Here is a 17,970-nt window from a genome sequence, read left to right as displayed (position 1 = left end):
TCACTCGTTAAAACGATTCATTTAAAAAAGGATTTATGTTGCATGATTTAGGGCACATTAAAGTTAGAAAAAAAATACAATATGAGAGAAGAGGGAACAACATGGAAAGTGAAGTCAATCATCGAATCAAAGCGAAGCACGTATATGAGAATGAATTACGAAGACACGCGATCAGTCCGAAAAAAGCAACCTTTCGATTGATGACATGCCTTCGTTGTCAATCGAAGATTCTCTTGAGACAAGGACATCAGGACAGTCATCAATGCGACGTGATCTAAAAAAATCTCGCTCTTAGGAGCGAGATGGAGTAAAGTACCAAGCGAGACCAGCGATGATGAGGATAGCAAAAACGATCAAGACCATCTGATGTCACCTCCATTTCTTTCATGATTCGAGTGGCAACACATATCGCAATAATAATTGGTGGATGCAAGCAAGCAGTGTTCCAAGCGTCAACGGAGCAAGGATTAGTACTATGCCTATGACAATCAAACCGGGTGCATCGTCAATCTGCCCAATGTAGAAAAAGACGGGGAACAAACATGTCGTTAAGATAGTAACGATATAAAAAGATAACTTCATCGATTGAATGGATGCCGTGATGAGCGGAAAAGCTGGAGGCGTCATTGAGATGTATCGTAGAATGCGAAGCGCGTGGAATAAAATCAAAAGGGTCGGGATGAAGACAAGATACGCGGTCAACAGAACACTGTAGCCAGGGCGCTCGAGTAATAAGTGTTCCTTGATCCCATGCCAGACAAGTGGAATGCCAAGACCCGCTAAACCGAACAGACCGAAGATGATACAGAAGACGATAAGTCGTAAAAATCGAACTTGCCAGACGAAATGATTCACGAAATCAACTCCTTTCAAGACGCCAGACTTTTCTTTTAGTATACTGCAGGGGAGAAAGTCAGAACAAGAATGGTCAGAGCTGGAGGAGACGACGTGATTAAATTGATATTAACCGATATGGATGGAACATTCCTGAACAGTACGGGGGACTTCAATCGACCGTTGTTTGAAGAAATTCGCCAATTGCTTGAGCAACAAGAAATTCATTTTGCACCGGTCAGTGGCAAACAATGCGAGCGGATCGAGGAATTATTTGCGACAGATGCTTCAAGCATGTGGATCGTTGGAGATAGTGCGACACGCATCAAACGTCAAGGCGAGTTCGTCTACCAATCACTCTTACCGAATCAGCTGGGGCAACGACTCATCAACCGTTTGGAAATGTTATCCGATGTACATACGATCATTGCGTGTACGCCTGATGGTGCCTTCGTAAAGGATACGATTTCTCCAGAGGAGTTCGAGATCGTCCGTGGCTCCTATCGCAAAGTTACATCAATTGCACGATTACAGGAACTGAACGAGGATTTCGTCAAGATAACGGTGCATGACCCCGCCTTGCAATGTTTCGAGACGATCAAACAGCTGAATGAATTTCAGGAAGACGCGTATTTGGTTGCATCCGAAGCAGGCTGGATTGATATCGCAAATGTCGACGTCCATAAAGGAACGACAGTGGAGCACTTGCAACGGATTCTAGAAGTCTCACCGGAAGAGACGATGGCGTTCGGTGACGGCTATAATGATTTGGAACTATTTGAGAGAGCACACTATAGTTATGCGGTTGCAAATGCTGTTCCCGAATTGAAAGCATCTGCGCATACCATTATTGAAACCAATGATGCGGATAGTGTCTTAAAGACGATTCGTGAGGTCGTGCAAGCGAAAGGACAAACATCATAATCGATGATAAAAAGACACGTTCTGGTCGCCGGGATGTGTCTTTTTTAATGACTATTAAAATAAATGTGTCAAAAGTTTTTGACATGAAACAAGATGTTGATTACAGTAGAGATGTAAAAAGAATTTGACACGTCGTGGAGGAATGAACGTGAAAAACCACATCAAAGAGCGACGTTTAGCGGCGCAATTGTCGCAACAAGAACTGGCTGACCGGTGTCAGGTCAGTCGGCAGACTATCAATGCGATTGAAAACAATAAATATGATCCGACGTTGCAGTTAGCATTTAATATTGCCAAAGTTCTGCAGACACAAGTCGATCATCTATTTATCGGAGAACAGGAGGAATAAAATGTCTAAGCAGAAAAAAACGCTTCTTTTTTTAGTGACGATAGTGGCAGTAGCAAGTCTGACGGTCATCAGTATGGTCATCGAGAATAACGTGACGTTCTTTTCAATCGTTCAATTGGCGATTTTGTTGATCATGTTCTTCTCGTATTTCACGTGGGCACGGACAACGGAGGACGAGCGTCCGGTACCAGATGATGAACTCGGTCAAAAAATTACGACAGAGAGCGGCTTAACTAGCTATAAAATCCTGACCGTCCTGATTTTCGGATTCATCTGTCTCGATCAATGGATACATGGGTCAGCAAATCTCTTATTGATTGTCTTGTTCGCGATTGCTTTAGTCATCTTACCAATCATTGAGTTCATGAAGGCACGATCTTATCGATGAAAAGGAATGACAGTTGAGCATCTGCAGGGAGAATAGTGTAATACATTATAAAAAGACACATTCTAAGTATTAAGAACATGTCTTTGTTAGTGGAAGATGTTGCTGATTAACAGCGTATTTTCAATCGAGGAGGATAACCGACGTGGAAGAGTTAGAGTACCGATTGCGAAAATACATTGCTGAGATGGACTTTGAGAAAGCAGCAAAACTATTTTTGGAGTTAACGGAAAAAGAGCGATTTGACATGATCTTGAGTTTAGGGTTTGAGACGTTTAATCTCACTATATATGCCTTTATGAATTATTTACTACAACACCATGAATCAAGTGAGATACATGATCTGACGTCTTCATTGTTGCTACATCCACTTTGTCATCTCGAGGGAGCTTGCGTAATCGCTTTATTCCATGCCAAAAAAGCAGTCGAACTAGATCCTGATAACATCGATTTGTATATCAGTTTGTTGATGTTTGAAAAGCATCCCGATGTCTGGTTTGCGCAATCCGAAGTAGAAGAAGTCTACCGACGGATAAAAGACTTAGAGTCCAAGAATCTAAAATGAGGCGTTAGACAGACCAGTCACTCCTTAGTATCGAATACATATACAAATCATCAAACTGACCACGCGTTTTCTCATATTGTCGGAGCAACCCTTCACGCTTAAAACCAAGCCGTTCAAGTAATCGGTGCGAAGCGGTGTTTTCCGGTAAGACGAGTGCTTCGATTCGGTTGAGTGAAAGTTCCTTAAAGCCATATTCGATGACTGCAAGCGCTGCTTCTTTCGCGATTCCTTGTCCCTGGTAGGCAGGGTTCAACTCAAAACCGAGTTCAGCCCGCTGATGACGTTCGGAATGATTCAAGAAACCGCAGCTCCCGATGATGACGTTGTCTTCTGGTAACGCGATCCCGAAACGGATGCCCGTACCGTCACGACGAATCGAAACGTACCAGTCAATCTCTTCGAGCGCGTCTGCTTCCGATTGGAACGGAGCAAGTCCCATCTGTTTGACGACCTGTTCGTCTGATAAATAGTCGAAGACGCTCGCTGCATCTTTTGCTAACACTTCGCGTAAGACGAGACGGTTCGTTTTAAGCGTTGGGAAAGTAAGTAACATATAAAAACTCCTTTGCAATAAAATGTAAAAAAATATTGTGTTGCAATTAAGGCGTATGGTAAGATTCTCCACAACAAGAGCATATCATTTCGTTGACGAGAAAAAGTAGGGATTGTCCCTCTGTCTTACAGAAAACCGGGGTTGCTGAGAACCGGGAGCCAGATCAATCATGAAGATCCTCTCTGAGAAGTCACACTGAACCATTCAGTAAGTGTGACCGGGTGTCCACCGTTACATGGAATGCGCATGCTAGTGCGCAACTAAGTGCTGTCGAGAACACGTATTCTCGGCGGAATATGGGTGGTATCGCGGTGAAGTCCGTCCCTGTCAAAGGGGGCGGACTTTTTTGTATTCTCTTAGTTACCGACAAAGGAGCGAACAAGAGATGACGTCACAAAACCAAGCAGAAACCGTACAACAACGCGAGGAGCGTGTTCGAAACAACTGGAAGCAAGACCAAGTCTTCGCACGATCGATTGAGCAACGCACGGAAGCGGAATTCGTATTCTACGAAGGTCCACCGACCGCGAACGGGTTACCACACGTTGGGCATGCACTCGGACGAACCGTCAAGGATGCGGTCGCCCGCTACAAGACGATGCAAGGATTCCGGGTTGAACGAAAAGCTGGCTGGGATACACATGGACTACCGGTCGAACTCGGTGTCGAGAAACAACTCGGGATCTCCGGAAAACAAGCGATCGAAGACTACGGTGTCGAAGCATTCATCGGACGCTGTAAGGAAAGCGTCTTTTCCTACGAAACACAGTGGCGCTCCTTTACAGAAAAACTCGGCTACTGGGTCGACATGGATGATCCTTACGTGACGATGGAGGACGATTACATCGAGAGCGTCTGGCATATCCTCGGGACGATCCATGACAAAGGCTGGTTGACGAAAGGCCACCGCGTGTCACCTTATTGTCCGAGCTGTCAGACGTCGCTCAGTTCGCATGAAGTCGCACAAGGCTACCAGGACGTAACGGACTTATCAGCGACGGTTCAACTACCCGTCGTCGGCACAGAGGAGACATATTTGCTCGCTTGGACGACAACACCATGGACGTTACCAGCGAACGTCGCGGTTGCCGTCCATCCGGAATTGACCTACGTCACAGTAGCGTTTGAAGGGAAACGTTTCATCGTCGCAAAGGCGTTGGTCGCTGAACTGTTCTCAGAATCTGTTGAGATCGTATCCGAACAGCTCGGCGCGGAACTCGTCGGCTTGCGGTATGAACCACCGTTTGATTTCGTGACACCAGAGAACGGTCACACGGTCGTTGGCGCATCCTTCGTCCAAGCGACGAGCGGAACCGGACTTGTCCATATTGCTCCGGCATACGGGGAAGACGATTACCGAGTCGTCCGGGAAAATGGACTATCGTTCGTTAACGTCGTTGATGCTGCTGGTTGTTATACGGTAGATGTTCCGCCACTTGCTGGACGATTCGTCAAAGAATCGGACGTCGCCATCATCCAACTGCTCGCTGAGCGGGGGCGTTTATTTGCGAAGGAACGCTATACGCACAGCTATCCGCATTGTTGGCGATGCGATGCACCATTACTTTATTACGCACAAGATAACTGGTTCATCGAGACGACGGCTGTTAAGGAACAGCTTCTTGCGAACAACGCGTCTGTGACGTGGTATCCCGATCACGTCAAGGAAGGGCGATTCGGGAAGTTCCTTGAGCAACTCGTCGACTGGAACATCAGTCGTAATCGCTACTGGGGGACACCACTGAACGTCTGGGAGTGTGACACGTGCGATACAACGTTTGTTCCGAAAAATAAAGCGGATTTATTACGCCGGACGACAGGATCGACAGGGTCGGTCGAGTTGCATAAACCGTACGTTGATGCATTAGCGGTCTCGTGTCCGACGTGTCAAGGCAAGATGCACCGGACACCAGAAGTGATTGATGTCTGGTTTGATAGCGGAGCAATGCCGTTTGCACAACAACATTATCCGTCGCGGACGCAGACGCTCAACCGATACCCGGCGGATGTCGTTATCGAAGGGATTGATCAGACACGCGGCTGGTTCTATAGTCTGCAGGCAATCTCAACGCTCTTTACCGGACAATCAGCTTATAAACGGGTCATCGCGCTCGGTCATGTCCTCGATGAGAACGGACAGAAGATGTCGAAGAGTCGTGGCAATGCGCTTGATCCAGTTGCCTTGATCGATGCTTACGGTGCTGATAGCCTGCGCTGGGCACTACTCGTCGATAGTAGTCCATGGAGTGCGAAACGGTTTGCCGAACGGATCGTTCAGGAAGCGAAATCAAAACTAGTCGATACGCTGGATCACGCCGTCCAGTTCTATCTAACGTATGCTGAGCTGGATGGATTTGATAGTTCGCGTCCACAAAAACACACGCGTCTAGACGAATGGCTCCTCTCACGTGTCCATCAGACGACTTACGACGTGACGGTTGCGATGGACGATTATCAACTGACACAAGCAACGCGGAGTCTCGCGCAACTCGTCGATGAGATCAGCAATTGGTACATCCGTCGTTCACGGGAGCGGTTCTGGCAAGCTGAATGGACGGAAGAGAAACAAGCCGCGTACACGACGCTGCACGTTGCCCTTACGACGACAGCGCGATTGCTCGCACCATTCACGCCATATCTTGCCGATGATCTCTACAAGCGGTTGACGGGAATGAGTGTACACTTAGCGGATTATCCGGTGGCTGATTTGACGTTGATCCAACCTACTCTGGAATACGAAATGACACAGGTCGTCACTGTCGTTGAGCTAGGACGACAAGTGCGAAATACACATGCCTTAAAGGTCAAACAACCGCTTGCTAGTCTGACTGTCCAATCGAGCGATACCTTCTCGTGGTCGGACTATGTGGCACTCATCAAAGAAGAGCTGAATGTAAAAGACGTACAGTTCTTATCAACGACTGGTGAGACGACACAGTTCCGCCTTAAACTGAACTTCCGCGAAGCCGGAGCAAAATTTGCGCAACAGGCGAATGCGATCCATCAATGGTTGCAGCAACTGTCAGAGCAGGAGACGATGAACTTGCTAGAAACGGGCAGTGTATCGTATCAGACAGCACTAGGACATGAAGTAGACGTAAGTCTGACCGATGTCATCGTCGAGCCGATCGTTAAGACAGGTTTTGCTGCCGCGACAGAAGGTGGAATCACCGTGACGCTCGATACCCGAATCACGGAAGCACTGGAGCAAGAACGCTGGATGCGAGAACTCGTCCGCTATATCCAGTCTGAACGGAAGGCGCATGATTTATCACGTGATGCGCGGGTTGACCTCGTGTTGGCGATCGACGAAACGTTCCGACCGATCGTCGAGTCGTTTGAGTCTTTATTATTTAAACACCTTGCCCTGTCCTCTGTCCGACTAGAAGCGTTAGAGGGTAAAGGAAATATCCGATTAGGCAGTCATGAAGTGGCTGTCTCGTTCGTACCAACGAAAGAATTTTGTTAAGGAGAAGATCATGATTGCATTAGAGACATTAAAAGGTCGACTCGTCGACGATTTGTTAGAGGTCCAAAAAGAAGAAGGATACGTTGCCCAGGAACGCTTTATCTTCCATCCCGGAGCAACGGACGAACAGCTCGCGCTGTTACCCGACTGGACGACAGACGATTACAAGATGTTCTTGCGTCAACACAACGGCGCGAAGCTCTTTCAGCACGAAACGTTATCGTACAACGATGGATTCGAACTCTTTTCAATCGAAGATTGCCTGACGTATAGCGAAATTTGGGAATGTCCCGAAAACTTCTTAGCGATCGGCGTAGGACCAGACGGGGAGTGGATCGTCTACGAGATGAATCGTCCAGCAGGAAATCGGATCTGGAGTGGGGAATTTCTTAATTTCGAGGAGTGGGAAGAAGACGCGATGCCGTTCGGCTTCGACCGATGGCTTGATTACTTGATTGTCGCGCAAGGTACACAATTTTGGGATTGGTTCCGTTAAGAGAGGAAGAGCGTTATTGGACATTCAATTAAAGGCAGCGTCACGTGAAGACGCTACAAAACTTCATACGATTCAACTCAAGGCATTTTCAGAGACGCTCGAACGATACCAAGATCATGCAACGAATCCGGCGAACGAATCTATTGATCGTGTCATCCACCGGATTACGCATCCAGGCAGTACGTTCCATCAAATCATCGTCGACGCTGTCGTCGTCGGCGGAATTTGTGTCGTTGAGAAAGCGCCGAGTCGCTACGCAATCAGTCCGATGTTCTTAGATCCAGCCCGTCAAGGTGAAGGGATCGCACAACGCGCATTACAGCTCGTTGAAGCAGCATATCCGAATGCTGCGACATGGGAACTGCGGACGATTCGTGAAGAGACGCGCAATTGTTATTTCTATGAGAAGATGGGTTACCGATTGACGGGTGTCACCCAACCGCTCAATGATCGAGCGACACTTGTTTCCTATCAAAAATCCGTGTCTCAGTGAGCTCGTTTTGTCGGAAGGAAGAACCACCACAGATTCGTTAAAAGAGCGGTAAGGACGGCAAAGTGAAACAGATAGAGACCAAAGAATAAGACGAATTCACCGATGTCTTCTAAGCTAGCTAACGGGTTATCGACCAAATACGATTCATGGCTGACGCCGAAGATGAACAAGGGGAAGAAAATATAAAAATACCGGTTCCAAAAGAATGATGCACGATCTGTTTGGGACATTTGAGCACCTCCTGAATGAGATAACACGCTTCTTCTGACCGGAAGAAGCGTGTGTTTGTTTACGATAAAGACGGTGTTCCGACGACTTCGACGAGTCGCGTGAGCGTATCAAACAAGCGTGTCCGCGTATCGTTATGAGACAGCAGTAACGGCTCACCGGTCTCGTCATAGACGAACGCAATCGGAATTGAAAAACCACAGTTACGGTACGAACCATCGGCATGACTCGTCCCGATCATGAGCGCTTGTTGCGCCTGACTAATGATACGCGCTTCACAAGACCACTCGGCATACTGTTCTTCACTAAACATGCCGACACCAATCGGATTGAAGATGAGATCAAGTCCGGATTCTTCGCGCAGTCCATCGTTTCCTAAGAAGATTTCGCGACAGAGGAGGTACCCGTAACGTAACGCACCATCGTTTGCTGTTGATGGTGTATAAAGAGGTCCAGCTTCAGGTGTCTTCGCGCGATCAAGGAGAATCGTCCCGGTCGCATCGATGATGACGGCACGATCGAGATTCGTCGCATCTTTATAACCGAGGACGACGGCTGTCTTGAACTGTTTCGCAAGGTGTTGCACGCGATCGAGTTCTGCGATCGTGCAGTATCCTTCCGGATAGACAATCAGATCGACTTCAGGATAAGCGGCAACTTCGCGTTCAAATTGTGCGAGTCCGGTCTCGCGTTTCGGTTGAGCAATTAATAATTTCATCAAAACATCCTCTCATGCATAAATATATCTGAAAAATCAGACTTTCCATTCGTCATGATTTTACCATTAGTGGTAAAATAAAGCATATCGCTTTTTGATAAATTTTACTGTAAGTGAAGGAAGGTCAACAGCATGAACATTTCAAAAACCACTCTTGTAACACCTCATCTACAGGCGATGAAGGATTTTTACATACATCAGATCGGGTTTCCGCTCGTTTCGGAAACAGACGAGTCCTTTACGATGCAAATCGGCACGGATCAGCTGACGTATCGGCAGACAGACGATGTTGATACGCAATACCATATGGCGTTCAACATTCCAGAGAACGTCTTTCAAGAAGGAAAAGCGTGGCTTGAAGCGCGGACACCGCTCTTGATTGAAGACGGACAGGATGAGATTTATTTTGACTTCACGGACTCACATTCCTGCTACTTTTATGATCCAGATGAGAACGTGCTCGAACTGATTGCGCGGCATCAAATCAATCCGACGAAAGAAGGTCAAACGTTTGATGTATCCGATATCCTCGGAATCGGTGAGATGAGTCTGACAGTGAAAGATGTGCTTGCTGTTGGTGAACAATTGGCGGACATCGGTGTCCTCGAGCGCCGGGAGCGTCCACTTAACGGCGCATCACTTAACTTCCTCGGTCCGGTCGCGGATGGAACGCATATCTTGCTCGTTCCAGAAGGGCGGACATGGTTGTTCTCACCGAAGACAGCGAAAGTCAGTCCAATCGAGATGGAACTCGATGGACGACACCGTGTTCGGCTTGACGCAAATGGTGTATGGCACCAAAGGGCAGTCTCTTCGTAATCAACTATTTTGAAAAGTGAGGGAAGTAGGATGAACAAAGCCTCAAATGCGAGTATCGCGTTCGGATTATTGTTGTTCGTGTGTGGCTTCTTTTTTCTATTCGGTTATTTGACACGGTCAATGCCGATTCAACAAGGTGGTGACCCGGTCGTGTTACCAGTCGTAGCACTCCTCGTTTTCCTACCGTTCGTCGTCCGGGAAGGCATGCGTGTCTTGAGGTATGTCTCGCTGACACGTCGACAGGTCGGAGTGCTGATCGTACTTGCAATTAGCGGGATTATGTTAAGCACTTGGATTGAGATGCAGCAGAATTCGGCAGTGATCGGTCTCCGTTCACTCTTTACGATTCATACATATGTACTCTTTGTTTCAGGCATCATCTTGTTGTGTCTTCTATTGACGGGAATCAAACGGGTCCGTGTGAGAACAAGGGTAATCTAATGGAAAAGGACTGAATGCTTTGGGATATATCACAGAATTACGCAAACTGGTCGGGACACGACCACTCGTCATGGCCGGAGCATGCGTCATCGTCGTCAACGACAAACAAGAGGTCTTGTTACAACGGCGGCAAGATAACGGATGTTGGGGACTCGCTGGTGGCGCGCTCGAGATCGGGGAGACGCTTGCTGAAACAGCGAAACGAGAGTTAAAAGAAGAGACGGGACTTGAAGCAGAGCAACTCGAATTGTTGAACGTTTATTCCGGTGACGCTTTTTACTACAAGTATCCGCACGGAGACGAGGTCTATAACGTCATCTCAGCTTTCCTCTGTACCGCCTATACAGGAGAAGTCGTTCGGGATCCACTAGAAGTCGCGGAGTTACGCTTCTTCGCCATGGATCAGTTACCGGAAAACCTAAATCTACCGGAACAGCCAATTTTGATGGAGTATGTCGAAAAACAGCAAGCAATAGCGCATCACGTTTCCATCTGAAGCAACTGGTACGAATCGAAAATCTTGAATGAGCCTGTCATTCAAGATTTTTTGTTGCGCTGGGACGCGTTCCAGACAGTAGCATCAAGGAGACAGTAAAAGGAGGAAACGCGATGCGATGGTTTGCGATTGATTTAGATGGAACGTTATTGAATAAGAAACGTCAGATTTCAGAGGCAAATCGGACAGCGATTAAGAGACGTCAAAACCAAGGAGATGTCGTCGTCATCGTCACTGGACGAGCCGCCTTTGATGCGCAACGAATACTCGACCAACATGAACTCGATTGTCCGGTCATTGGTGCGAATGGAGCAGAGATCAAGATCGGAATTCCCAAGCGGCACTTTTTAGATCGTTCCAGTAGTCGAACGATTTGGGAGGTAGTACGTTCCACAAACGTATTCATACATATTTATCTACAGGATCGAATCTTGTTACCTCGATATTCGCTTGCTGGACTTCAAGGGGGAGGAAGTGTATTTCAAGAAGCAATTCAAGCACAAGTGACACAACAGGGAGTTGAGACAGTCGACGTTATCACCGTCGATCAACTCGATATCATCAAATTCATGTTCGTCTCAGCTGATCAATTGCAATTAGCGCATCTCGAACAGCAACTCCTTCAGGTGCAGTCGTTTTCTGTGACACGTTCGGGTGCGTTCAACCTAGAAGTCATGGCGAGTGGAGTAACGAAAGGGAGCGCTGTTCAAGACATCACGAGAGTATATGGGATTGCACTTAAGGACGTCGTTGCGATCGGTGACAATCAAAATGATTTACCGATGTTCGAAGTGGCGGGAACATCAATCGCGATGAAGAACGCTGAAGCGTCTGTCAAAAAAAGAGCGACATTCATCACGAGTGACCATGATGAGGATGGTGTAGCTGAGGCATTGAACGACCTAGAACAATGGGAACGGAACAAGGAGGAACAGCATGGCGAACATCTCGGATATCGCTAAACAAGCGGGTGTCTCGAAGTCGACGGTATCCCGTGTCTTGAACGGTCATCCGCACGTATCAAAAGAGAAACGACGTACAATCTTAGACGTGATGGAGCGAATGAACTATAGTCCGAACGGAAATGCGATCAACCTGTCACGAGGTAAGACACATACGATCGGAGTTCTTGTTCCGCGGGTGGGTCATCCGTTTTTTCATCAATTAATTGATGGAATCGGTCAGGTCTGTACGGAACAAAATCATACACTGCTTGTCATCCAGACGGAAAACGATCCAGTAAGAGAAGAAGCAAGTATTCAACAACTGCGCGATAAGCGGATTGACGGGCTAATCATCGGAGCAATCAGTCAGCCACAGTTACTTGAGACGATGCGTTCGTTCGGACCGGTCGTTGCCTGCGAAGATCATCAGGATATCGTGCCATCGATCTATTTTGATCACGAGAAAGCGATGACGATGTTGGTACAACATGTCGAAGAACGAGGCGCCAGAACAGTTGGACTTTGCATTGGAAATCCAGATAGCGGAGTGGGACGAGTCAGACGGGAGACGTTCGATCAATATCTTAAGACGTCTACTCTTAGTCATAAAAATGAGTGGTACGCTGATCGCTGCTATTCTTTCGAGGACGGACAAGAATTAGCGGGTCAACTTCTAACGGCAGACTTACCAGACGCAATGATCGTTGGGAACGATGAAGTCGCAGCAGGTCTCATCCATCAATTTCGGCAACATAGGGTTCGAGTTCCAGAGGACATCGCTATCACAGGGTTTGATGATGTACCGATTGCCAGAGCGCTTGAAATAACGACGATTCGACAACCGGTTGTCATGCTTGGCAGACTGGCAGCAGAACAGTTATTGAATGACGCGATGAAACATAGTGAAGGTACTTTTTCTTTACTGGAACCATCTTTGATAATTCGACAAACGACATAACGAAACAAGAGATGGGAGGTATATATTGATGACTAACGCAAAAGCAGGTTCTACTGCTACTGTAATAAAGATCTCTGACGCACGAGTCCGCAAGTACTTTCAAGCATCGATTGAAAAGCAACGGATCACTCAAGAATTTCGCATGCTCGAAGAACTAGAAAGGACGGTCATCCCGACACCAAACGTCTTCGCTATTGAATTAGAAGACTCCCCGTTCATCGAGATGCAGCGCATCGACGGCAGTGAATTATTAGACCTAATTGAACCTAGTCGAATGACAGATTTTCTAGACGCTTTTGCGACGCTACATCAACTGATTCATCGGCAACAATCGCGGTTAGCACCTGATTGGCATGACGTCATGTATTCAAAAATATGTTATTTATCATCTGATTTGCGCCGGAAAGCGGAACAATTACTAGAAATACTTTACGTTCCGCAAAATAAAGGGTTACTGCACGGAGACTTTCATTTTCAGAACATCCTCGTGACAGCGGATGAGAAATTCATCGTCATTGATTGGCATGATGCGACGATGGGTCCGCCTGTTGCCGATGTGGCGCGTACGTTGCTCTTATTACGGACGGCGGGTGGAACAGCAGTTCCGGATGAGGTACGGCGGTATGTCTGTCGCGAATACCTTGAACGCTATCAAGAATCGACATCGTTTCCACTGTTGAACCTCTCGAACTGGTTACGACTGATGGCCATCCTGCGGACGCTTGAACAAGTTCAAGACGCAGAGCGGGATCAGTTATATCAACTTGTGCATCATCCAGATATCAGTTCCTATTTTTTTAATACGTAACGTAAGAATAGCTAGGAGGAACGTCATTTCATGAGAACGATCATCTCGATTCAAGGTGCCATGGCATCTGGAAAAACGACGCTCGTGCGAGCATTGGAAACTACTTATCCTGATCTTCATATTTATTATGAAAATCCCTATTCAATCGTTCAAAAACGACAGGAACTCGGATTAGACATTCAAACCGAGGATGGATTTGTCGAAAATCAACGCTTGTTCATTCAAGCAAAACTTGATCGTTTTCAAAACTTCTCTGAAGGACTCATATTGCTGGATCGTGGTCCGGAAGATCTTGAATTCTATACGCTGCATTATCCACAAGTACACGGTCACGACTGGGACATTGCATCACGCTTGCAGATGGAACTCGAGGCATTAAGAACGTGCCGGTCTAATCAGATTCTTTATCTAAAAGCACCAGACAACGTCTTACGAGGGCGACGCGATGCTGATCAGTCAAGAAAGCGTCACTCCTTTGAGCAGCACCAACCGCTTTTTGTATTCGAAGAAAAATGGTATGAACGGTTTCCGGTACATATGATCGATACGACGGATAAAACGCCGGAGCAAGTCCGACAAACGGCGATTCGACTGCTTGCATTAGAAAAATGAGTCACATACACGGGAGTCACCATCTTGGAACTGTTCAAGATGGTTTTTTCGCTTTCTCGAAGCAGATTGTTGTAAAATGAACAGTAACGACAGAGTTGATAAAGGGGCGAACCGATATGGGGAAGCGATCCATTCAAGATGCAGCCTATTTAGGGAAAAAGAAACAGGTCATGCGTTGTATCGAACGTGGGGATGACTTGAACGAATGGGATGAAGAGGGATTCGCAGCACTCCACTGGGCGATCCAGGAAGGGCATATGACAATCGTTACATTATTGCTCGATCACGGAGCAGACATCAATCTACCCAATCAGGACGGGATGACACCACTACACATCGCGTTGTATGATCGAAAATCAGAAATCGCCTTGTTGTTGATGGAGCGGGGCGCCTATCTAGATTTAACAGGGGATGGATTTACAGCACTGCATCTCATCGCAGGTCGGCCGGGTAATAAAAAAATCCTACGCAAATTGGTTCAAGATATCGAATTGTTACACGAACGAACTGAAGAGGGTGAGGGACTAACGCCTCTACACGTTGCCGCTCAGGCAGGGAAAGCAAAAAAAGTTACACTCTTGCTGGAAGCGGGAGCCGATATCGAGGCAGAGGGATCAGAGGGCGTCACACCACTGTATTTAGCAGTTGAAAATAACCATCCGAAAGCCGTTAAGGCATTACTCAAAGCTGGTGCGGATAGTGAGACGAGTCACCCTTCAGAAGCGGGAGCGACTGTATTGACGCTAGCAAGTGAGAACGGATACGAACGTATTGTCCGAATGTTGCTCTCTTATGGAGCAGATCCACTTCACCGTGACGCTGAAGGACATTCCGCGCGTGATATTGCCATCGAGAATGAACATCATCAGATCGCTGAGATCTTAAGACAAAAAGAGATTGATGCAAGAGAAAGAGAATAATATAGAATCCAACACCGAAGAACTGTAAAGGGTTCTCACGTGTTGGATTTTTTCGTCTTCCTCTCACATCGTCATTTCGAACGATAGATTGGTCGGATGTAACGGGAGAACCTCCTGATGTAATTGATTCGTGGATGGAGTGGATAATCGGACTTCGTGACAGGTGAACGAATCCGCCCAAACCGTACCGGCTCCTTCAAGTAATACACCGAAGTGAAGTGATGCTGCTTCAAGGGGAACGTCAAGGACGCAGGCACAATACGTCCAGTCTTGGTCACCGTTCAATCCACGATTCGTTATGTTATCGAACTGTAACGGTTCGCCGTGGATGTCATCGACACGGAACCAGATGGCCGCTTGACCGACTGCTTCCGTTCGCAAAAAGCCTGCGACCATGATTCGTTTCTCTCGATAAGAGGTCGCTTGTATGCTTTGCATCATCGTACCGAACATCCCGGCTTCTTCAGTGTCAGTCGTGCATCTGATTTTTCCGGAGCTCCGTCCTTGATGCACGATGTCTGAATCGGTGCTAAGTGTATAGGATCCGGCATGACTGCCGCTTAAAAACCAACCTTCAACATGCTGTTCTTTCATTTGAATCATCTCCTTATTCGTCATTAGTTCCATCAGCTTTACATATTTTCGTGGAGGTAAATGATATAACCCTTTGAACGCCCGCGTATATGCTTCTTGCGATTGATACCCGCACATCAATGCAACTTCGAGCAAGTCGACACCATCTCTTAAAAGAGTGGCGCTGACTGACAAACGGCGTAAACGGACATATTCCCCGAGCGTCTGACCGACTTGTCGTTTGAAGAGTCGTCCGAAATGAAACGTGGAGTAGTAATGGCGCTCTGCGAGTTGTTCGAGTAACCACTCATCGAATAGATGCGCTTCGATATCTTTGATGATGACATTAATGGCAGTCATTGATTTGCTCCGAGCGTTTTGTGGACGATGTATACATGAGACTATGCAATAGTTCGGCTACAATGTACGTCAATAAATCGAGAATCATCGGCAGGACTCCTTTTCTGTTTTGTTTACCTCCTTATTATAGGCATGAATGAAAAACGTTTTTTGATAATAATTGCTATCTTCTGGGAAAAACCAGTTTAAAACAGAATAAATTATCGTAAAATAAAACATACATTGGGCAGTAGAACTTAAAGGAGGAATACGACATGATCGGAATCAGCATCGCCACCAGATGGGAGTTCGACGCGACACAGGCATATTTTCATGTCTCGCCTGAAGAAAGAATCACTTATCCGTATGGTGAATACTTCACGCGTGAGATAAATGGGAAGACACTTCTGTTTTACAGCACAGGCGTTCGAAAAGTAAATGGCATCGGAGCCAATCAATATATGATCCTCCGCTTTTCATTGACGAAGGTCATCGTTGCTGGAACGTGTGCCGGTATCGATCCACTACATGATGTACTCGATATCATCGTTCCGAATCGAGCCGTTCAATATGATTGCACGGTCAAAGAGATTGAACCACTCATCAAACCTTCGTTCGTCGTCGATCTTGACGTGTCAACGTACGGCAACGATTTTCATACAGGAACGATCGGAACGGCAGACCGCGCTGTCGTCATGTGGCGAGATTACGTCGAGTTGCGGGATAACGGGCTGACGATTGCTGATACGGAAGCAGGGGCTATCGCATACGTCTGCCAGAAAAACGAAGTCGAATGTATCATCATCAAAGGCATTTCTGACTTTCCGACGGAAGAGAAAGAAGAAGACGCCGTCGAGGCAAACCTCGAGCAGATGCGGATTTATATCGAAAACACGCCGAAAGTCATGACTAAAATTTTTTCTGTTTATTTGGCACGATTTTTATAAAAACGCAGATGTCTCGTTCATCATTGAACGAACAATCTGCGTTTTTACATGTAATGCTTTCGTTTGTACAGCTTATGTTCAATCCACGTCCAAATGCGAATTGCCACATAGAGATCAAGGATTGAACCAATCGCCATCATGATCAACATGAGGATACCACTCGTATCAAAAGCAAGTAATGACTTGAAAGCCGTAAAGATGATAGCTAACACAAGGGGAATCGTGATACCGATCCAGACGGAAGAAAATAAGAGAGCCTTCCACATTCTTATCATCCTTTCTCGTAAATAGTTTGTTTAGTATATCAAATAATGAGCAGGTAAAATGGATATATATAGAAGGTGGAATGGATTGATGGGATTCGGAACAAAACGATGTTTGTATATCCGGATGTACAGCTAACCGACTATTTTGTGCCACCACCTAATCCAATGAAGGTAATGAACAAACCAACTGTGAGGGCGATAGCAAGTACGATGTTTTGATATAGACCAGCCGGAAAAAAATCAACGATGAAGAGTAGTAAAAATAATGATGCAACAATCAGTCGTGCATCTCGCACGGAAGAATCTAACGTACGCCATTTGATGAAAAGTAAGATGTACGCTAAAGGTGCAAAAAAGTAAGAAATAATAAAAAAGGGGATTCGCTTTAAGTAAAAAGGTAGTCTATCTTCATCTTTTTGCATCCCCATCCCTCCAGGACTTTTCTTTATATATTGCGACGTAGAAAAAATTAGTGGATGAAACTTAATAAAGGAAAATATCGTACTGAATAAGTATATAATACATAAATGGATTCTAATAATATAATGTCATATATTGGAGGGTGTTTTAATGATATTGCCACTCCTTGGTCTTGGTGTCGGATTCTTTTTGTTGACGTTAGGCATCTATTTCATCCGCTCAAAGCATGCGAATAAGACACCTTTAGCGGGACATGCGGATAATGTTGACAATAGTGACTCATTCCTACTAGGTATCATCCTGTCAATTGGCGTCATCCTATTTTGTTCATTGACCGTCAGACATTACGGTTACATCTGTGTATTAGGTGGATTGTTCATTCTATACGGTGTCAGTGCAGCATGGTAAGTCTC

Annotated in this window: 25 protein-coding genes and 1 other annotated feature; of the genes, 18 read left to right on the top strand and 7 right to left on the bottom strand. The window is 46.3% G+C overall.

Annotated elements, in window-relative coordinates; genetic code table 11:
* Positions 1-101 precede the first annotated feature (101 nt).
* Positions 102-278 (top strand): hypothetical protein, encoded by a 177-nt coding sequence (locus ACV3PA_RS12035; RefSeq protein WP_456124913.1) that lies wholly within the window; start codon positions 102-104, stop codon positions 276-278.
* A gap of 106 nt (positions 279-384) precedes the next feature.
* On the opposite strand, the gene ACV3PA_RS12030 is transcribed toward ACV3PA_RS12035, so the two are convergent.
* The gene (locus ACV3PA_RS12030; protein ID WP_456124912.1) at positions 385-855 is read right to left on the bottom strand and encodes a DUF2975 domain-containing protein; all 471 of its coding nucleotides are present in this window, start codon (positions 853-855) and stop codon (positions 385-387) included.
* A 93-nt stretch (positions 856-948) separates the two neighbouring features.
* Here ACV3PA_RS12030 and ACV3PA_RS12025 point away from each other — a divergent pair, with 93 nt between their 5' ends.
* From ACV3PA_RS12025 to ACV3PA_RS12010, 4 genes are all read left to right on the top strand, one after another.
* Positions 949-1,758: an HAD-IIB family hydrolase gene (locus tag ACV3PA_RS12025; protein ID WP_456124911.1), complete on the top strand. Its 810-nt coding sequence runs from the start codon at positions 949-951 to the stop codon at positions 1,756-1,758.
* 148 nt (positions 1,759-1,906) lie between these two features.
* Positions 1,907-2,107: a helix-turn-helix transcriptional regulator gene (locus tag ACV3PA_RS12020; RefSeq protein ID WP_456124910.1), complete on the top strand. Its 201-nt coding sequence runs from the start codon at positions 1,907-1,909 to the stop codon at positions 2,105-2,107.
* Position 2,108: 1 nt separating this feature from the next.
* On the top strand, positions 2,109-2,495 hold the full coding sequence (locus ACV3PA_RS12015) for a hypothetical protein (protein ID WP_456124909.1): 387 nt from the start codon (positions 2,109-2,111) through the stop codon (positions 2,493-2,495).
* A gap of 142 nt (positions 2,496-2,637) precedes the next feature.
* The gene (locus ACV3PA_RS12010) at positions 2,638-3,057 is read left to right on the top strand and encodes a hypothetical protein (protein ID WP_456124908.1); all 420 of its coding nucleotides are present in this window, start codon (positions 2,638-2,640) and stop codon (positions 3,055-3,057) included.
* A gap of 4 nt (positions 3,058-3,061) precedes the next feature.
* On the opposite strand, the gene ACV3PA_RS12005 is transcribed toward ACV3PA_RS12010, so the two are convergent.
* Positions 3,062-3,610 carry a GNAT family N-acetyltransferase gene (locus tag ACV3PA_RS12005; protein WP_456124907.1) on the bottom strand — a complete coding sequence of 183 codons (549 nt, stop codon included), beginning with the start codon at positions 3,608-3,610 and terminating at the stop codon, positions 3,062-3,064.
* A gap of 83 nt (positions 3,611-3,693) precedes the next feature.
* Positions 3,694-3,939 (top strand) — a binding site (T-box leader).
* Between the two features lie 56 nt (positions 3,940-3,995).
* On the opposite strand from ACV3PA_RS12005, the gene ileS reads away from it, so the two are divergent.
* The 3 genes from ileS to ACV3PA_RS11990 are packed head-to-tail and all read left to right on the top strand — an operon-like array spanning position 3,996 to position 8,068.
* Positions 3,996-7,079, top strand: a complete 3,084-nt coding sequence (gene ileS, locus ACV3PA_RS12000) for an isoleucine--tRNA ligase (protein ID WP_456124906.1) — start codon at positions 3,996-3,998, stop codon at positions 7,077-7,079.
* 10 nt (positions 7,080-7,089) lie between these two features.
* On the top strand, positions 7,090-7,575 hold the full coding sequence (locus ACV3PA_RS11995; protein ID WP_456124905.1) for an SMI1/KNR4 family protein: 486 nt from the start codon (positions 7,090-7,092) through the stop codon (positions 7,573-7,575).
* Between the two features lie 16 nt (positions 7,576-7,591).
* On the top strand, positions 7,592-8,068 hold the full coding sequence (locus ACV3PA_RS11990; RefSeq protein ID WP_456124904.1) for a GNAT family N-acetyltransferase: 477 nt from the start codon (positions 7,592-7,594) through the stop codon (positions 8,066-8,068).
* Here ACV3PA_RS11990 and ACV3PA_RS11985 read toward each other — a convergent pair.
* Positions 8,062-8,298 (bottom strand): hypothetical protein, encoded by a 237-nt coding sequence (locus ACV3PA_RS11985; protein ID WP_456124903.1) that lies wholly within the window; start codon positions 8,296-8,298, stop codon positions 8,062-8,064. The genes ACV3PA_RS11990 and ACV3PA_RS11985 overlap by 7 nt on opposite strands.
* Positions 8,299-8,357: 59 nt before the next feature.
* Positions 8,358-9,014, bottom strand: coding sequence for a carbon-nitrogen hydrolase family protein (locus ACV3PA_RS11980; protein ID WP_456124902.1), 657 nt, complete (start codon positions 9,012-9,014; stop codon positions 8,358-8,360).
* A gap of 132 nt (positions 9,015-9,146) precedes the next feature.
* On the opposite strand from ACV3PA_RS11980, the gene ACV3PA_RS11975 reads away from it, so the two are divergent.
* From ACV3PA_RS11975 to ACV3PA_RS11940, 8 genes are all read left to right on the top strand, one after another.
* A complete protein-coding gene (locus tag ACV3PA_RS11975) occupies positions 9,147-9,833 on the top strand; it encodes a VOC family protein (protein ID WP_456124901.1) in 687 nt (228 codons plus the stop codon).
* Between the two features lie 30 nt (positions 9,834-9,863).
* Positions 9,864-10,274 (top strand): hypothetical protein, encoded by a 411-nt coding sequence (locus tag ACV3PA_RS11970; protein WP_456124900.1) that lies wholly within the window; start codon positions 9,864-9,866, stop codon positions 10,272-10,274.
* Positions 10,275-10,293: 19 nt separating this feature from the next.
* Positions 10,294-10,770 carry an NUDIX hydrolase gene (locus tag ACV3PA_RS11965; RefSeq protein ID WP_456124899.1) on the top strand — a complete coding sequence of 159 codons (477 nt, stop codon included), beginning with the start codon at positions 10,294-10,296 and terminating at the stop codon, positions 10,768-10,770.
* 113 nt (positions 10,771-10,883) lie between these two features.
* The gene (locus tag ACV3PA_RS11960) at positions 10,884-11,732 is read left to right on the top strand and encodes a Cof-type HAD-IIB family hydrolase (protein WP_456124898.1); all 849 of its coding nucleotides are present in this window, start codon (positions 10,884-10,886) and stop codon (positions 11,730-11,732) included.
* Positions 11,707-12,672: a LacI family DNA-binding transcriptional regulator gene (locus ACV3PA_RS11955; protein WP_456124897.1), complete on the top strand. Its 966-nt coding sequence runs from the start codon at positions 11,707-11,709 to the stop codon at positions 12,670-12,672. The genes ACV3PA_RS11960 and ACV3PA_RS11955 overlap by 26 nt, the downstream gene beginning before the upstream one ends.
* A 25-nt stretch (positions 12,673-12,697) precedes the next feature.
* Complete coding sequence (locus tag ACV3PA_RS11950; RefSeq protein WP_456124896.1) at positions 12,698-13,480, top strand: aminoglycoside phosphotransferase family protein; 783 nt, start codon at positions 12,698-12,700, stop codon at positions 13,478-13,480.
* Between the two features lie 30 nt (positions 13,481-13,510).
* Positions 13,511-14,092, top strand: a complete 582-nt coding sequence (locus ACV3PA_RS11945; RefSeq protein ID WP_456124895.1) for an AAA family ATPase — start codon at positions 13,511-13,513, stop codon at positions 14,090-14,092.
* A gap of 116 nt (positions 14,093-14,208) precedes the next feature.
* Positions 14,209-15,012 carry an ankyrin repeat domain-containing protein gene (locus tag ACV3PA_RS11940; protein ID WP_456124894.1) on the top strand — a complete coding sequence of 268 codons (804 nt, stop codon included), beginning with the start codon at positions 14,209-14,211 and terminating at the stop codon, positions 15,010-15,012.
* Positions 15,013-15,075: 63 nt separating this feature from the next.
* Here ACV3PA_RS11940 and ACV3PA_RS11935 read toward each other — a convergent pair whose 3' ends face one another.
* Complete coding sequence (locus ACV3PA_RS11935) at positions 15,076-15,945, bottom strand: helix-turn-helix transcriptional regulator (RefSeq protein ID WP_456124893.1); 870 nt, start codon at positions 15,943-15,945, stop codon at positions 15,076-15,078.
* 254 nt (positions 15,946-16,199) lie between these two features.
* Between ACV3PA_RS11935 and ACV3PA_RS11930 the strand changes: the two genes are divergently transcribed.
* Positions 16,200-16,871 carry a 5'-methylthioadenosine/S-adenosylhomocysteine nucleosidase family protein gene (locus tag ACV3PA_RS11930; protein ID WP_456124892.1) on the top strand — a complete coding sequence of 224 codons (672 nt, stop codon included), beginning with the start codon at positions 16,200-16,202 and terminating at the stop codon, positions 16,869-16,871.
* 44 nt (positions 16,872-16,915) lie between these two features.
* Here ACV3PA_RS11930 and ACV3PA_RS11925 read toward each other — a convergent pair whose 3' ends face one another.
* Complete coding sequence (locus tag ACV3PA_RS11925) at positions 16,916-17,137, bottom strand: hypothetical protein (RefSeq protein WP_456124891.1); 222 nt, start codon at positions 17,135-17,137, stop codon at positions 16,916-16,918.
* A 140-nt stretch (positions 17,138-17,277) separates the two neighbouring features.
* Positions 17,278-17,559, bottom strand: a complete 282-nt coding sequence (locus tag ACV3PA_RS11920; RefSeq protein ID WP_456124890.1) for a hypothetical protein — start codon at positions 17,557-17,559, stop codon at positions 17,278-17,280.
* A 148-nt stretch (positions 17,560-17,707) separates the two neighbouring features.
* Here ACV3PA_RS11920 and ACV3PA_RS11915 point away from each other — a divergent pair, with 148 nt between their 5' ends.
* On the top strand, positions 17,708-17,965 hold the full coding sequence (locus ACV3PA_RS11915) for a hypothetical protein (RefSeq protein WP_456124889.1): 258 nt from the start codon (positions 17,708-17,710) through the stop codon (positions 17,963-17,965).
* Positions 17,966-17,970: the final 5 nt, after the last annotated feature.

This window comes from Exiguobacterium sp. EA-TM-5 (genome assembly GCF_053878415.1).
The sequence above is the reverse complement of the archived record's forward strand: the minus strand, read 5'-3'. Positions and strand labels throughout refer to the sequence as shown.

What these genes read in the sequence shown, in the direction of transcription:
- ACV3PA_RS11980 (WP_456124902.1), bottom strand. Translation starts at nt 9,014, where the DNA reads ATGAAATTATTAATTGCTCAACCGAAACGCGAGACCGGACTCGCACAA.
- ACV3PA_RS11955 (WP_456124897.1), top strand. Translation starts at nt 11,707, where the DNA reads ATGGCGAACATCTCGGATATCGCTAAACAAGCGGGTGTCTCGAAGTCG.
- ACV3PA_RS12035 (WP_456124913.1), top strand. Translation starts at nt 102, where the DNA reads ATGGAAAGTGAAGTCAATCATCGAATCAAAGCGAAGCACGTATATGAG.
- ACV3PA_RS11960 (WP_456124898.1), top strand. Translation starts at nt 10,884, where the DNA reads ATGCGATGGTTTGCGATTGATTTAGATGGAACGTTATTGAATAAGAAA.
- ACV3PA_RS11995 (WP_456124905.1), top strand. Translation starts at nt 7,090, where the DNA reads ATGATTGCATTAGAGACATTAAAAGGTCGACTCGTCGACGATTTGTTA.
- ACV3PA_RS11975 (WP_456124901.1), top strand. Translation starts at nt 9,147, where the DNA reads ATGAACATTTCAAAAACCACTCTTGTAACACCTCATCTACAGGCGATG.
- ACV3PA_RS11915 (WP_456124889.1), top strand. Translation starts at nt 17,708, where the DNA reads ATGATATTGCCACTCCTTGGTCTTGGTGTCGGATTCTTTTTGTTGACG.
- ACV3PA_RS11945 (WP_456124895.1), top strand. Translation starts at nt 13,511, where the DNA reads ATGAGAACGATCATCTCGATTCAAGGTGCCATGGCATCTGGAAAAACG.
- ACV3PA_RS11985 (WP_456124903.1), bottom strand. Translation starts at nt 8,298, where the DNA reads ATGTCCCAAACAGATCGTGCATCATTCTTTTGGAACCGGTATTTTTAT.
- ACV3PA_RS12015 (WP_456124909.1), top strand. Translation starts at nt 2,109, where the DNA reads ATGTCTAAGCAGAAAAAAACGCTTCTTTTTTTAGTGACGATAGTGGCA.
- ACV3PA_RS11925 (WP_456124891.1), bottom strand. Translation starts at nt 17,137, where the DNA reads ATGTGGAAGGCTCTCTTATTTTCTTCCGTCTGGATCGGTATCACGATT.
- ACV3PA_RS12005 (WP_456124907.1), bottom strand. Translation starts at nt 3,610, where the DNA reads ATGTTACTTACTTTCCCAACGCTTAAAACGAACCGTCTCGTCTTACGC.
- ACV3PA_RS11930 (WP_456124892.1), top strand. Translation starts at nt 16,200, where the DNA reads ATGATCGGAATCAGCATCGCCACCAGATGGGAGTTCGACGCGACACAG.
- ACV3PA_RS11970 (WP_456124900.1), top strand. Translation starts at nt 9,864, where the DNA reads ATGAACAAAGCCTCAAATGCGAGTATCGCGTTCGGATTATTGTTGTTC.
- ACV3PA_RS11935 (WP_456124893.1), bottom strand. Translation starts at nt 15,945, where the DNA reads ATGACTGCCATTAATGTCATCATCAAAGATATCGAAGCGCATCTATTC.
- ACV3PA_RS11940 (WP_456124894.1), top strand. Translation starts at nt 14,209, where the DNA reads ATGGGGAAGCGATCCATTCAAGATGCAGCCTATTTAGGGAAAAAGAAA.
- ileS (WP_456124906.1), top strand. Translation starts at nt 3,996, where the DNA reads ATGACGTCACAAAACCAAGCAGAAACCGTACAACAACGCGAGGAGCGT.
- ACV3PA_RS11920 (WP_456124890.1), bottom strand. Translation starts at nt 17,559, where the DNA reads ATGCAAAAAGATGAAGATAGACTACCTTTTTACTTAAAGCGAATCCCC.